Annotated in this window: 13 protein-coding genes and 1 pseudogene; 7 read left to right on the top strand and 7 right to left on the bottom strand. The window is 35.3% G+C overall.

The window, feature by feature from the left end; all coding sequences use genetic code 11:
- On the top strand, window positions 1-900 hold a 900-nt coding region (locus tag QMA06_RS15650; protein ID WP_290207853.1), incomplete at its 5' end, for a T9SS type A sorting domain-containing protein.
- Between the two features lie 82 nt (window positions 901-982).
- Here QMA06_RS15650 and QMA06_RS15645 read toward each other — a convergent pair.
- Complete coding sequence (locus QMA06_RS15645) at window positions 983-2,251, bottom strand: MgtC/SapB family protein (protein WP_290207852.1); 1,269 nt, start codon at window positions 2,249-2,251, stop codon at window positions 983-985.
- Between the two features lie 317 nt (window positions 2,252-2,568).
- Here QMA06_RS15645 and QMA06_RS16515 point away from each other — a divergent pair.
- From QMA06_RS16515 to lspA, 5 genes and pseudogenes are all read left to right on the top strand, one after another.
- A pseudogene (locus tag QMA06_RS16515) lies at window positions 2,569-2,679 on the top strand (tyrosine-protein phosphatase); the annotation flags it as partial.
- 95 nt (window positions 2,680-2,774) lie between these two features.
- Complete coding sequence (locus tag QMA06_RS15640) at window positions 2,775-4,328, top strand: NAD(P)/FAD-dependent oxidoreductase (RefSeq protein ID WP_290207851.1); 1,554 nt, start codon at window positions 2,775-2,777, stop codon at window positions 4,326-4,328.
- Window positions 4,329-4,361: 33 nt separating this feature from the next.
- A complete protein-coding gene (locus QMA06_RS15635; protein WP_290207850.1) occupies window positions 4,362-4,919 on the top strand; it encodes a sugar O-acetyltransferase in 558 nt (185 codons plus the stop codon).
- Window positions 4,920-4,952: 33 nt separating this feature from the next.
- Window positions 4,953-5,846, top strand: coding sequence for an ACP S-malonyltransferase (fabD, locus tag QMA06_RS15630; RefSeq protein ID WP_290207849.1), 894 nt, complete (start codon window positions 4,953-4,955; stop codon window positions 5,844-5,846).
- 12 nt (window positions 5,847-5,858) lie between these two features.
- Window positions 5,859-6,368, top strand: a complete 510-nt coding sequence (gene lspA, locus QMA06_RS15625) for a signal peptidase II (RefSeq protein WP_290207848.1) — start codon at window positions 5,859-5,861, stop codon at window positions 6,366-6,368.
- Here lspA and QMA06_RS15620 read toward each other — a convergent pair.
- The 4 genes from QMA06_RS15620 to QMA06_RS15605 form a co-directional block, all read right to left on the bottom strand.
- Window positions 6,365-6,556 (bottom strand): hypothetical protein, encoded by a 192-nt coding sequence (locus QMA06_RS15620; protein ID WP_290207847.1) that lies wholly within the window; start codon window positions 6,554-6,556, stop codon window positions 6,365-6,367. The genes lspA and QMA06_RS15620 overlap by 4 nt on opposite strands.
- Before the next feature lie 189 nt (window positions 6,557-6,745).
- Window positions 6,746-8,023: a metal-dependent hydrolase family protein gene (locus QMA06_RS15615; protein ID WP_290207846.1), complete on the bottom strand. Its 1,278-nt coding sequence runs from the start codon at window positions 8,021-8,023 to the stop codon at window positions 6,746-6,748.
- 7 nt (window positions 8,024-8,030) lie between these two features.
- On the bottom strand, window positions 8,031-9,050 hold the full coding sequence (gene galE, locus QMA06_RS15610) for a UDP-glucose 4-epimerase GalE (protein ID WP_290207845.1): 1,020 nt from the start codon (window positions 9,048-9,050) through the stop codon (window positions 8,031-8,033).
- A gap of 91 nt (window positions 9,051-9,141) precedes the next feature.
- Window positions 9,142-10,275, bottom strand: coding sequence for a DegT/DnrJ/EryC1/StrS family aminotransferase (locus tag QMA06_RS15605; protein ID WP_290207844.1), 1,134 nt, complete (start codon window positions 10,273-10,275; stop codon window positions 9,142-9,144).
- Between the two features lie 140 nt (window positions 10,276-10,415).
- On the opposite strand from QMA06_RS15605, the gene QMA06_RS15600 reads away from it, so the two are divergent.
- Window positions 10,416-11,654, top strand: a complete 1,239-nt coding sequence (locus tag QMA06_RS15600; protein WP_290207843.1) for a 3-deoxy-D-manno-octulosonic acid transferase — start codon at window positions 10,416-10,418, stop codon at window positions 11,652-11,654.
- 29 nt (window positions 11,655-11,683) lie between these two features.
- Here QMA06_RS15600 and QMA06_RS15595 read toward each other — a convergent pair whose 3' ends face one another.
- Together QMA06_RS15595 and QMA06_RS15590 are read right to left on the bottom strand one after the other, a co-directional pair.
- Window positions 11,684-12,292 carry an alpha-ketoglutarate-dependent dioxygenase AlkB family protein gene (locus QMA06_RS15595; RefSeq protein ID WP_290207842.1) on the bottom strand — a complete coding sequence of 203 codons (609 nt, stop codon included), beginning with the start codon at window positions 12,290-12,292 and terminating at the stop codon, window positions 11,684-11,686.
- An 88-nt stretch (window positions 12,293-12,380) separates the two neighbouring features.
- The gene (locus QMA06_RS15590) at window positions 12,381-13,700 is read right to left on the bottom strand and encodes a M20/M25/M40 family metallo-hydrolase (RefSeq protein WP_290207841.1); all 1,320 of its coding nucleotides are present in this window, start codon (window positions 13,698-13,700) and stop codon (window positions 12,381-12,383) included.
- Between the last annotated feature and the right edge of the window lie 199 nt (window positions 13,701-13,899).

Here is a 13,899-nt window from a genome sequence, read left to right as displayed (position 1 = left end):
TTAGCTGCAGAAACTGTAGATGTTTACCTTAACAACAATTTGTTAATTGACGATTTTTCCTTTAGAACAGCCTCTCCGTTTATTGATGCTCCTGCAGGAACACAACTTAGTATTGAAATAGCACCAGGAAATAGTACTTCTTCGGCAGATGCTATTTATGAGATCACACCAACACTTGTGGCAGACGAAACCTACATATTAGTGGCGGACGGTATTGTAAGTGCATCAGGTTATACGAATCCTTCAAGCTTTAGTATTGAAGTTTTTGCTACAGCGCGTGAAACAGCAAACACCACAGGGAACACAGATATTTTAGTGCATCATGGTGCTTCTGATGCACCAATGGTAGATGTCAACGAAGCCACTGGCCCAGCTGTTTTGGTAAATGATATTTCATTTCCTGAATTTAGCGATTATCTAGAACTGCCAACTGCAGATTATACGATCAACGTGTCTACTGCTGATGGAGCAACGGTTGTTGAAGAATATTCGGCTCCATTGAGCACATTAGGATTAGATGATTTAGCGATCACAGTTTTAGCAAGTGGATTCTTAGATCCTTCTATGAACAGCAACGGTCCTGCATTCGGACTATGGGTAGCATTACCTACAGGCGGAGCTTTGGTTGAATTACCAACGACTTCTCTAAGTGTAAATGGCTTGAAAACTGAGGATTTTAGAATATATCCAAATCCGGCTGAAAATATTATTAATATTTCATCGATGGAAGCTATAGATACAAAAGCTAATTTGTATGATCTATCTGGCAGATTGGTTATTACAACGGCGTTAGAAAACACAAATAACACTATTAATGTTTCACAGTTAAAAAGTGGAATTTATGTGCTAGAACTTTCGAATAAGAAAGGTAAAATCTCAACAAAAATTAGTGTAAAATAAGTAGATTTAAATAATAAATACAAAAGAGGCTTTCTAATCAGATTGCCTCTTTTTTTATGACCTCATCTAACTCTGCTATACATTAAAAATACCAGGTTTCTGGCCATAACCATATCACCAATAAACCAGAAACAATGGTGATTCCAAAAGAAATAACAACCCATTTTACAAGCTGCTTTGCGCCTAATACAATAGCCATAATACCCTTAAACAGCATATTGGATAAACCAGCTAATAAAATTAATTTCCAACCAAAAGTAGCTTTTAACGAACCTTCCTTTATTAATTGAGATAAAGATAACGTAATAGCATCAACGTCTGTTAATCCGCTAATAATTGCTACAATGTATAGGGCATCATTTCCAAATTTCTCTTTAGTGAATGCTACAGCCAATAAGATAATACCATATAATAATCCAAAAATCAAAGCACTTTTGAATTGTGCAGGATTTTCGGGCTCAGGCATTTCTTCTTCTACGGAATCATCTTTGTTAATCAGATAGAACAGTCCAACGCATGTTAACGCCATTATTACAATCACTGCGCCAATGGGTACAGCTATTACATTTAGGTGCTGTGGAATTACAATACCAACTTCGAATAAAACCCTAATGAAAGATACGGCAGAAGCCGTAGTAATCACAAAAACAGCTAATCTACTAATACTCGCTGCATCTGCGGTTTTCCGTGCATAACTGACAGTGGTTGCCGTACTACTTATTAAACCACCTAAAATTCCATTAGATATAATGCCGACTTTCTTGCCAAATAATTTATATATAAAGTAACCAAAAACACTAATTCCGACAATCAAAGTAACCATCAACCAAATATTTTTTGGATTGATAACATCGTAGGGGCCAAAATTTTCGTCAGGTAAAACTGGTAAAACAACCAACGCAATACCTACTAAAGTCATTATCGCGGCCAGATCTTTAGGTTTCAATTTTTCTATAAAATCATGAAGATGTTCTTTTACATGCAGTAAAATCGCAATAGAAGCCCCTATTATAACCCCGATAATTTGGTTGCCTTCTACCAAATAGGCACCAACGGCAAACATTAATAGTGCAGCCACTTCTGTGGTTTGTCCGACATCTACATCTTGAGAGTTTTTATTCTTAATCATATTTGCTATCATTAAAAACGCAGCAATCGAAAGTCCTAATACAGGAAGAATAAAAGGGTTATCATAGACTCTGGATAAAAATCCGGCCATTACACCAAGAATTGTAATAAGTGTAAATGTTCTTACACCAGCCATATCATTTTTAGGCGTTTCGCGTTGTAAACCAACCAATAGTCCCAACCCGAATGCGATGCCTAGAGTTGTTAAATCTTCATAATTCATAGGAAATAAATATAATAAAAAGTTAAAAAACACCATATCATAAATGCGCAAAAAGCTAACAAATTTTTGTTCTTATTCTTTAATAACGTTATATATTTTATACGTATATACGCTTTTAACTTCTCATATTGTCAATGCGGTAATGACAGAGCAGGTATTGCTTCAGTTTTAAAAATATTCAGTTTTAGCGATGATTATTAATAGATCACGTAACTATTAATCTCTATACTTACGAAAATATTTCTGGCATGTTCAAAATACGTGTTGGATCTTTAAAACTTTCCAATTATGAAAATGCGTAAAAATTAAGAGCAAGTTTTGCTGCAATCAATAAGGAATATGGATCATTTGATAATTATAAAAAAACAGTATTAGTACTCTCTGAATCCGATATTTCTGAGATTCAAAGGAACTTACTAGAGAAGTAAAAATAGGTAACAATCATAAAAAATGAAAAAGTCTTAGCGTAAAATGTTAAGACTTTTTTTTAATAGCTCAATTCAATTTTCAGTAATTTCGCATCATGATAAAAACTTTTCAGATACGGATTAACCTTGAGCAAGAAAGACAAGCAGATGGATTGTTAAAAAAAGCAGCTTTTGACTTGGGCATGAAACCGTCTGAAATTTCAGGAATTAAAATCCTAAGAAAGTCAATTGATGCTCGGAAGCGGAACATTATGTTCAATTATAAAGTTGAAGTGTTTATCAATGAACCCATGCCTGAAACCTCAGACTATCATTTTGACTATAAAGATGTTTCCAACGCCAAACCGATTCATATTATTGGTTTCGGACCTGCAGGCATGTATGCCGCCTTGCGTTGTATTGAGTTAGGTTTTAAACCTATTGTTTTAGAACGCGGTAAAAACGTGCAAGACCGTCGTAGAGATTTAAAAGCCATAAACCAAGATCATTTTGTAAATGAAGATTCTAATTACTGTTTTGGTGAAGGTGGTGCAGGCACGTATTCTGACGGAAAATTATACACCAGAAGTTTAAAGCGAGGTGACGTTAGACGAATCTTTGAAAACTTGGTTTATCATGGAGCCACAGATCAGATTTTAGTAGATGCGCATCCACATATTGGTACTAATAAGCTACCTAAGGTTGTTCAGAATATTAGAGAAAACATCATCAAGTTTGGTGGTGAAGTTCATTTTGAAACCCGTGTTACCGACTTCACTATTAAGAATGGTAAAATTGTAGCCATTCAACTTTTTGATGGAAAAGAACTCGATGTTGAAAAAGTGATTTTAGCCACAGGCCATTCGGCAAGAGATATTTTTTATTTATTGAATGATAAAAAGATTAAGTTGGAAGCCAAATCCTTTGCCATGGGAGTTAGGGTTGAGCATCCGCAAGATATTATAGATGGCATTCAATACCATTGCAAAGGTGAACCACGAGACGAATTATTACCTGCAGCATCTTATAGTTTAGTAGAGCAAGTGAACCACAGAGGTGTGTATTCCTTTTGTATGTGTCCTGGCGGATTTATTGTACCTGCAGCTACAGCCAACGGCGAAGTGGTGGTTAACGGCATGTCGCCTTCAAAACGAAATAATAAGTTTGCGAATTCAGGTATTGTCACAGAAATCAATGCCGACAAAGATTTATATAAATACGAACACTTTGGAGCATTGAAAGCTCTCGAATACCAAAAAGACTTAGAACGTTTAGCATTTACATCTGGCGGCCGACGACAATCAGCACCAGCACAGCGATTGACGGATTTTGTTGAAGGTAAATTATCTTCAACTTTAAATGAGACATCCTATCAACCAGGATTAAAATCTGCACCCCTACATTCCTTATTACCAAAAATAATTGGTGGTTCATTACGTAAAGGCTTTAAAGCTTTTGGCGAAAAAATGAAAGGCTATTACACCGAAGAGGCAAATATTATAGGTGTAGAATCTAGAACCTCATCTCCTGTAAATATTCCAAGAACCGAAACATTAGAACATCCTGAAATCTCTAATTTATTTCCTTGTGGAGAAGGTGGTGGTTATGCTGGCGGCATAATTTCCGCGGCAATGGATGGCGAGCGCTGTGCTGAGGCGGCTTGCACATAACTATCAGTTTTTCAGCAATTAAAAGAAAATTGTATGACAGAAAAAGAAAAAATGATTGCTGGAGAATTATATTTAGCTTCAGATTCTCAATTATTAAAGGAACGACAAGAAGCACAACTCTTATTCCAGGAATTTAATGCCTTAACGGAAATAAACAAAACGTCACGTAATGTTATTCTGAAATCACTTATTGGCAACCTTGGAACAAACTTTACGATTGAACCTCCTTTTTTCTGTGATTACGGATACAATATTACTATCGGAAAAAATGTGTACATTAATTATGGATGCTGCATCTTAGATGGCACTAAGGTAATTATTGGGGACAATTGTATGTTTGGTCCAAATGTTCAAATTTATACAGCTACACATCCATTAGAATATAAAGCTAGAAATAGCGGGAAGGAATTTTCTAAGCCCATTACAATTGGTCATAATGTTTGGATAGGTGGAAATGCCACTATTTGTCCAGGAATAACGCTTGGAAACAATGTAGTTGTTGGTGCAGGATCAGTAGTTACTAAAGGTTTCCCTGATGATGTTTTGATTGCTGGAAATCCTGCTAAAATCATAAAAACGATAAATAATTAATTCTTATTTTTGCATCTTAAATTACGACTATAAATGAACGCATATATATTTCCAGGACAAGGAGCTCAATTCTCAGGAATGGGATTAGACCTTTACGAAAATTCACCTTTAGCACAAGAATTATTTGAGAAAGCCAATGACATCTTAGGCTTTCATATCACAGATATTATGTTTGAAGGCTCTGCTGAAGATTTAAAAGAAACTAAAGTTACGCAACCTGCTATTTTTTTACATTCAGTAATTCTAGCAAAAACACTTGGAGATGCCTTTAAGCCAGATATGGTTGCTGGTCATTCACTCGGAGAATTCTCTGCGTTAGTAGCTGCGGGAGCTTTAACTTTCGAAGATGGTCTTAAGTTAGTGTCGCAACGTGCACAGGCAATGCAAAAAGCTTGCGAACTACAACCAAGTACTATGGCTGCCGTACTAGGGTTAGATGATGAAATTGTTGAAAAAATATGTGATACCACTGAAGGTACTGTCGTTGCAGCAAATTACAACTGCCCAGGACAATTAGTAATTTCTGGTGATGTTGATGCAATTAATAAAGCTTGTGAATCGTTAAAAGATGCAGGCGCAAGACGAGCGTTGGTCTTACCTGTTGGAGGAGCATTTCACTCACCACTAATGGAACCAGCTCGCGAAGAATTAGCAGCTGCCATTGAAAATACGACATTTAGTAAACCTAATTGCCCCATTTACCAAAATGTAACGGCTTCTGCCATTACAGATGAAAATGAGATTAAAGCCAATTTAATTTCACAATTGACGGCTCCTGTTCGTTGGACACAATCAGTACAACAAATGATGGCAGATGGTGCGACAAGTTTTACAGAAGTTGGACCTGGAAAAGTATTACAAGGTTTAGTAAAGAAAATAAATCGTGGAGCAGAAACAGCTTCCGCCACATTAGAATCAAACCTCTAAATCTTATCTGCTTTGAACAGGAACTTATTTATCACGTTACTCATAATTTTCAACATTGCTATAGATCAAATCTCTAAGATAATCGTTAGATCTACAATGGTAAAAGGTGGCAAAGGACAGATGAATGTCCTTAAAGACTATTTTCAACTCATTTGGGTGGAGAACAAAGGGGCATTTCTGGGTATGGGAAGTGATATGAATCCAACTCTAAGATTAATATTCTTATTAATTTTACCTACTATCGTTTTAGGATACGTAATTTATTATATCGTTAAAACTAAAGAACTCGATCGATTAAGTCTTATAGCTTTTTGTTGTATTGTAGGCGGAGGTATATCCAATGTGTTTGATCGTATTGTTTTCGGTCAAGTCACGGATTTCTTCTTTATTGACTTAGGTGGTGTATTTAGAACAGGCATCTTTAATGTTGCCGACCTTTCAGTTACCACAGGAATGATACTATTATTATTCAGTGGAATTTTTAACAACAAAAAAAGTAAAGACGTTTCTAAAGAAGTTTAACGTGCCAATCGGCAGTCTTCACAATCTTTTATTTCTCCATAATATGTTTCTCTATATTTATGCAGAGTTTTGTATGGGATACTTAAAAATTGCTTTTTGATATAGGTAACGTTCGTTTGCAACACACCCATTTTTTTTGTGAAGCGACCTTCAGTTTTGGTCTCTCTTTTAATACTTATCAGTTTCATGTTATTCAATTATCATTCATTGCAAAACAACGAAGAATGATAACCAATCCCAAATAATACACGTTAAAACCTGGTTAAACCTAGGTGATATTATGATATTGAAAATTAGAACCTTGAACACTTAACATATTCGTAATGAATTTAGTAACGATTCATAGATTCATCAAGTGAATATTCTTTAGAATTTAACTAATTTTTGTAAATAACACCCTCTTTCATAACAAATATGACGTTTTCCATAGTAGAGATGGTTTTGGTAGGGTCGTTATTTACCGCAATAATATCAGCGATAAAATTGGGTTGAATCTGACCAATCTCATTTTCCATTTTTAATAACATCGCATTGGTAATTGTGGCGCTTTGAATGGTTTCCATTGCTGGCATTCCAGCTTCAACCATATAACCGAATTCCTTACCATTGTCTCCATGGTAAAACACGGCGGCATCAGTGCCAAATGCAATTCCAACACCTGCCTTATACGCTCTACCAAACATATCCTGAATTTTTGATCCAATGTCCAAGGCTTTCGGTGCAACAATCTCAGGATAATAACCAGGAATTTTAGCTTTATCGGACACAAACTTTCCGGCCGTAATAGTTGGCACCAAATACACATCATGTTTTTTCATCAAATCCATGGTCTCCTTACTCATTAATGTACCGTGTTCAATGGTTTTTACACCTCCTAAAATGGCTCTTTGCATACCTTCATCTCCATGGGCATGTGCGGCAACATGGAAATCATAATCGCCGGCCGTTTCACAAATCGCTCTTATTTCTTCGATCGTAAACTGCGGATTCTGTCCGCTTTTGGCCATACTCAACACTCCACCTGTAGCCGTAATTTTAATTAAGTCCGCGCCGTTTTTATAACGTTGTCTTACTGCTTTTTTAGCATCTCCTACTCCATTGACCACTCCTTCCTTTGGTCCCGGATTACCCATCATACTATTCTTAGAGCCATTAGTGGGATCTGCGTGACCACCTGTTGTCGCTAAAGATTTGCCGGATGTAAAAATTCTTGGGCCTTCTATTTTTTCTTCGTTTATAGCATTTCTTAAAGAAATATTTACTCCAGAACCCCCTAAATCTCTAACCGTGGTAAAACCACTCATTAAAGTCACTTTAGCGTATTTTACCGAATTAAACGCTACATCAGCATCATTCAAAGTGTATTTATTGAGATATGATTTCGGACTGGTTTCTCCTTCAATATGCACATGCATATCTATTAAACCTGGCATTACGGTTTTAGATTTTAGATTTACCGTCTTATCGTTAGGATTAGATGAGTTAATATAGCCGTTTTTGACCGAAATTATTTTATTGCCTGAAACGACAATAGTTTTTTCTTTTACTATTTTTCCCGACTTTGTATCAATTAATTGTCCACAATGCAAATAAGTATTTTGAGCTGTAAGTGTAACGGCACTGAGAAAGAATACTAGTTTTAGCAAAGTTTTCATAATTGTTCTATTTCGTTCTAATTTTCTGTTCCCATTTCCAAGCAGAATCCATCGCATCATCTAAAGTTAAGGTTGTTTGCCAACCTAATACAGAGTTCGCTTTCGAGGTATCTGCATATGCCGCAGTAATATCTCCTTCTCGCCTGTCCACAATTTTATAATTTAATGATTTACCCGAAACGCGTTCAAAAGACTGAACGGCTTCTAATACTGTACTTCCTGTACCTGTTCCGAGATTAAAAAACTCATAATTCGAATCATTTTTACCATCTAACAATCGCTGTAAAGCTACAACATGAGCTTTAGCTAAATCAACAACATGGATGTAATCCCTAACACAAGTACCATCAAAAGTTTGGTAATCTCCTCCAAATACGGATAGTTGCTCTCGCATACCGATCCCAGTCTGGGTAATAAACGGCACTAAATTTTGTGGCACGCCAATAGGTAACTCGCCAATTTCTGTCGAAGAATGCGCGCCAATGGGATTGAAATAGCGTAAGGCAATCGCTTTAATATCTCCATTAACTCTACAAGCATCTCTAATAATTTCTTCCCCTATTTGTTTGGTATTACCATAAGGAGATTCAGCAGGTTTAACCGGAGCATTTTCAGTAATTGGCAACTCGTCCGCTTGGCCATAAACAGTGCAAGATGAACTAAAAATAAAATTCTTTTTGTTTAAACCCCGTAATTCTTGAAGCAGATAAACTAAGGTTGAGATATTATTTTCATAATACATTAAAGGCTCAGCAACACTTTCTCCAACCGCTTTACTGGCAGCAAAGTGGATAACACCAACAATGTCATCGTGGCGTTTAAAAAAATCTTGAACGTCTGACTTCATCCTTAAATCTAATTTTTCAAAGTGTGGTTTTTTATTGGTAATGGCTGTGATACCATCTAAAACTTCCATTGACGAATTCGATAAATTATCAATAATCACGACTTCAAAGCCTTCATTTTGCAATTCCACAACGGTGTGAGAGCCAATAAAACCTAGACCTCCTGTTACTAATATTTTCATATATTTTTATCTATTGTTTTGTAATGGTAACAAAGCGTATTTTTAAAATTACATCTTTATTAATCAAATCTAATAGTGATTGTTTTATAATTTAATTGTTACCGTTTATAAAGTTAAGCACTGTATCTGTGATATAATTGATTTGCTCATCATCTAATTCGGTGTGCATCGGTAGTGAAATAACAGATGTCACCAACTCATTGGTTACTTTAAAATCAGCTTCATTGTAGCGCTCATCTTTATAAGCTTTTTGCCTGTGTAACGGAATTGGGTAATAGACTCCACATGGTATATTTTTTTCTTGCAAATGGGATACTAAGGCGTCACGATCAACACCTTCTAAATTTAAAGTATATTGATGAAACACATGATCGTCACTACTATCACCGTTTTCTAATCCTGTAGGAGTTGTAATATTTGGATGATCTTTAAACGCTTCATTATATTGTCTGGCTGCACGACGTCGCGCCGTATTATAAGTATCAAGATTTGGCAATTTGGCATCTAAAACTGCCGCTTGCATGGAATCTAATCTCGAATTTACGCCAACCACATCGTGATGATAACGCTCGTACATACCATGATTTACAATCCCTCTAATTTTATGTGCTAAGTCATCATCATTAGTAAAAATAGCACCACCATCACCATAACAACCCAAATTTTTTGATGGAAAAAATGAAGTTGATGCGACATGGCCAATAACTCCAGCTTTCGTTTTACTACCATCGTTATGAGTATAACTGGCACCTATGGCTTGTGCATTATCTTCTATAACGTACAAATCGTGTTCTTTTGCTAAAGCCATAATTGCGTCCATTTCTGCCGGCAAACCAAACAAATGAACAGGTACAATCGCTTTAGTTTTTGGTGTAATTGCCTTTTTAATTGCCTCAACATCAATATTAAAAGTTACTGGATCTACATCTACCAATACTGGCGTTAATTGCAAAAGCGCAATCACTTCTACCGTTGCCGCAAATGTAAAATCTGCAGTAATCACCTCATCACCAGGCTTAAGACCTAAACCCATCATGGCAATCTGTAAAGCATCGGTACCGTTGGCACATGGTATTACATGTTTAACTCCTAAGTAATCTTCAAGATTTTTTTGAAACTGATGCACTTTAGGACCATTGATAAATGCGGCACTTTCCATCACTTCTGCTATCGACGAATCAACAACATCTTTTATTTTTGAGTATTGACCCTGTAGGTCAACCATTTGGATTTTTTTCATCTTAATGCCCACCATAGTGGGTAACTGTTTAATTAAACTTTTACCTTTAGCGAAAATACAAAATTGTAATGGCTATGACAACGCAATTAAATGAAAGAACTGTATTTTAGCACAAATCTTTGTTTTTGAAAGTACTCTATTTCATAGGAATTTACATCGCCAAGTTTGTGATTGAAATTTTAGCTTTATTCAATTCAAAATTGAACCAGGGTGTTCGTGGTAGAAAAGACACATTTCACAAACTTGAAAATAGTATTAAACCGCAAGATCACACATTTTGGTTTCATTGTGCCTCTTTGGGTGAATATGAACAAGGGTTGCCCGTTTTTGAAGCACTAAAAGCCAAACACCCCGATTTTAAAGTGATTTTAACCTTCTTTTCCCCTTCTGGTTTTGAAGTAAGAAAAAATGCTAAAATTGCTGATATTGTAGTATACCTTCCATGGGACACCAAGGCTAATGCAAAGCAATTTTTAGATATTGTAAATCCAGATTACACGTTATTTGTAAAATATGAAATCTGGCCCAACTTTTTGCACGAAATGAAGAAGCGTAATTTAAAGGCGATATTAATCTCGGCTGTTTTCAGAAAAGATCAGACCTTTTTTAAATGGTATGGAGGTTATATGAGATCTGCTCTATTTAGTTTCAATCATATTTTTACACAAGATGAAAATTCTAAACGATTACTCGAAGGCATTGGTTATAATTCCGTTTCTATGTCTGGGGACACTCGATTTGATAGAGTATCGAACCAACTAAAGAGGAATAATGCGGTTTCTTTTATTGAAGCGTTTAAACAAGAACAATTATGCGTGATTTTTGGTAGCACTTGGCCAGATGATGATAAATTGTATCTCAATTTTATTAATAACAATGAAAATTCAAATTTAAAATTTGTGATTGCACCACATAATATAAAATCAAGTTATATTACGTCACTCAAATCCCAATTACAATTAAAAACCATTTGTTATTCTGAATTAACGGGAAATGAAAATTTAGCGGAATACAAGGTCTTTATTTTAGACACCATTGGTTATTTAAGCAAAGTTTACAGTTATGCCGATATTGCTTATGTTGGTGGAGGAGCTGGAAGAACAGGATTGCATAATATTCTGGAGCCAGCTGTTTTTGGAATTCCGATTCTCATTGGAAAAAACTATAATCAATTTCCTGAAGCAAAAGCATTGATAAAATTAGGTGGAGTGACCAGCCTAGAGAGTTCTTCAGCTTTTAATTCTACTTTAGATGCTTTAATTACTGATAATGTTTTGAGAACAAGTCAAGGTGATATTACTAAATCATATATAGCGAAAAACAGAGGGGCTGTAGTAAAAGTTATGGATTATTTGAATATGTAGGTATCAACTCAAATCGATAAACTTATACATTATGAATTTGATTCTATTGTCCGAAATGTCAAATTTATTCTTGGTATTTTCACTTTTTTAGTTGGAGGTAAACGATGTAACCAATGGGTCTGCGTTGCTCCTTTCATAACCAGTAAACTACCTTTTTCTAACTGAACCGATACCGTTTGTTTTGAGGTTTTATGTTTAAAAGAAAATTTGCGTTCCGCACCAAAGCTTAAAGACCCAATAGCACCATTCTTTTTTAAATCCTTTTCTGCATCACTATGCCAAGCCATGCCTTCCTCACCATTATGATATAAGTTGAGCAAACAAGAATTAAAAGTTTCCCCAGTTTTTTGTTCTACCAAATTCTTAAGTTCTAATAATTCTTTATTCCAAGGCAAAGCTGATTTTGTGGTTTTAGAATAGGTGTAATCGAAAGGTTTATCACCATACCACGCTACTTTTCGCTTAGTGATAATCAGTTTTCCGAAGATGATGGCTTTATCGTTTTCCCATTTTATATTTTGAATTAATTCTTCGTAATAATCTTGTGCTTTTTCAATAGACATTATGGGGCCGTGATAATTCACCTCGCCATCAAATGGTAAAATATTAGCATCTATTTCTGAATTAAATAAATCCATTTTTTAAAAAGCATTTTTATTTCTGAACTGTCATCCGTGAAAATTCGTTGAGATTACGTTTAACTAAATATTTAAATTATGAAATGATTTAAAACTTTGAATTCACCAGTCGATACATCAAAACTGCTGTGATTTTTGCTTGAGTGGCCACAGTATTCAAATTGCCTGTTTCATTTATTGTATGGTCATCTCCACCACCTGTGAGCCCTAAACCATCGATAGCCATTTCAACATGTTCTGAAGTAAAAGAAATATCGGCTGCGCCTGCATTTCTAGGATTTACCGCTACTACTGATCCGAAACCTAAGTCTTCACTTACGGTATTAAAATAACCTAACAATTTTGTATTGCCTTCGGTTAAGCTCAGAGGTGGATATCCACCAGCAGAAAACGTTAGTTCTGCATTTGTTTTTGGATAATTTTGTGAAACAATCATTTTCATTGTTTCTTTAGCGTTTTTCAATTGTTCTAAGGAAACTGCTCTTAAATCGCCACGAACAATTGTTTCTTGAGATACAACATTAGTTTTTCCTGAAACGTGCCCGCCTGTTCCGTCTGCGTCTGGGTTTAAATTTGTACCTCCAATAATAAACCCTGGATTAAATGTTAAATCCTTTTCTTTAGCGAGTTGTATGTAAAATTCATTCAAAATCCGTGAGGTTTCATATATAGCTCCGGCTCCAATTGCTTCCGTAAAAATCTGTGAAGAATGCGCCGGATTTCCGGTTACTTTAAGTTTCCAATCCGTCGAACCCCTTCTAGAAACAACAATAGTTTTTGGATTGTTATCTCCATTTTCAAAACCTAAGGCAATATCCGCTCTTTTCGCAGCATCGATTAAATCCTTTTTGGATAATTCTAAAGGAGTCCCACTTTTTTCTTCATCACCTGTCATTACAATTTCTATGGATATATCATCTAAAAGTCCAGCATCGTGCAACGCTCGCATAGCTAAAATAATAATAACATCTCCTCCTTTCATATCTGCAACACCGGGCCCTTTCATTATTGAATCGTTGAGCATGGTATACTCTTGAAATGGGCTATCCAATTCAAAAACGGTATCTAAATGTCCAATCATTAAAAATTTTGGTCCTTTTTTCCCTTCTCTTGTAGCTATTAAATGGCCTGCTCTACCATAAGTATCACCATTGGTTAGTTCCGTTTTAAATCCTAATTGATCTAACTCTTTTTGATATAATTTTCCGACAGCTCGTACACCATCAAAATTCATGGTTCCACTGTTTATATTAACAGTTTTTTTAATCAATTGAATTGCACTTTCGGTATGTTTATCAACAGCTTTTGTTATTCTTTTTTCTAGTCGATTGTGTTGTGAAAACCCTAAAATTGAAAAGCAAAAAATCGCGATGGACAGTGCGTTTTTAATAGTTAAATTTGAAATCATTGTTAATCTATTTTGTTTGTGTTTATTCACAGTTTCTTCTATTTCTAATAACAAATTATAATATATATAGTTTAGCTCATAGGCCATAGCACCAAACTGTTTAGACTTTGTAATTTAATAAAAGTTTTACAAAATCTTGGTTAAAATAGTCCAAATCCATCTACATAAGCGTATATAAAACCGCGCTAAGTATAAATAT

It is taken from the genome of Winogradskyella bathintestinalis, assembly GCF_030407435.1.
Classification (GTDB): domain Bacteria; phylum Bacteroidota; class Bacteroidia; order Flavobacteriales; family Flavobacteriaceae; genus Winogradskyella; species Winogradskyella bathintestinalis.
Note: the sequence above shows the minus strand (reverse complement) of the source record. Positions and strands in the feature narration are given on the sequence as shown.

What these genes read in the sequence shown, in the direction of transcription:
- QMA06_RS15645 (WP_290207852.1), bottom strand. Translation starts at nt 2,251, where the DNA reads ATGAATTATGAAGATTTAACAACTCTAGGCATCGCATTCGGGTTGGGA.
- QMA06_RS15640 (WP_290207851.1), top strand. Translation starts at nt 2,775, where the DNA reads ATGATAAAAACTTTTCAGATACGGATTAACCTTGAGCAAGAAAGACAA.
- QMA06_RS15635 (WP_290207850.1), top strand. Translation starts at nt 4,362, where the DNA reads ATGACAGAAAAAGAAAAAATGATTGCTGGAGAATTATATTTAGCTTCA.
- fabD (WP_290207849.1), top strand. Translation starts at nt 4,953, where the DNA reads ATGAACGCATATATATTTCCAGGACAAGGAGCTCAATTCTCAGGAATG.
- QMA06_RS15620 (WP_290207847.1), bottom strand. Translation starts at nt 6,556, where the DNA reads ATGAAACTGATAAGTATTAAAAGAGAGACCAAAACTGAAGGTCGCTTC.
- QMA06_RS15615 (WP_290207846.1), bottom strand. Translation starts at nt 8,023, where the DNA reads ATGAAAACTTTGCTAAAACTAGTATTCTTTCTCAGTGCCGTTACACTT.
- galE (WP_290207845.1), bottom strand. Translation starts at nt 9,050, where the DNA reads ATGAAAATATTAGTAACAGGAGGTCTAGGTTTTATTGGCTCTCACACC.
- QMA06_RS15605 (WP_290207844.1), bottom strand. Translation starts at nt 10,275, where the DNA reads ATGGTTGACCTACAGGGTCAATACTCAAAAATAAAAGATGTTGTTGAT.
- QMA06_RS15595 (WP_290207842.1), bottom strand. Translation starts at nt 12,292, where the DNA reads ATGGATTTATTTAATTCAGAAATAGATGCTAATATTTTACCATTTGAT.
- QMA06_RS15590 (WP_290207841.1), bottom strand. Translation starts at nt 13,700, where the DNA reads ATGATTTCAAATTTAACTATTAAAAACGCACTGTCCATCGCGATTTTT.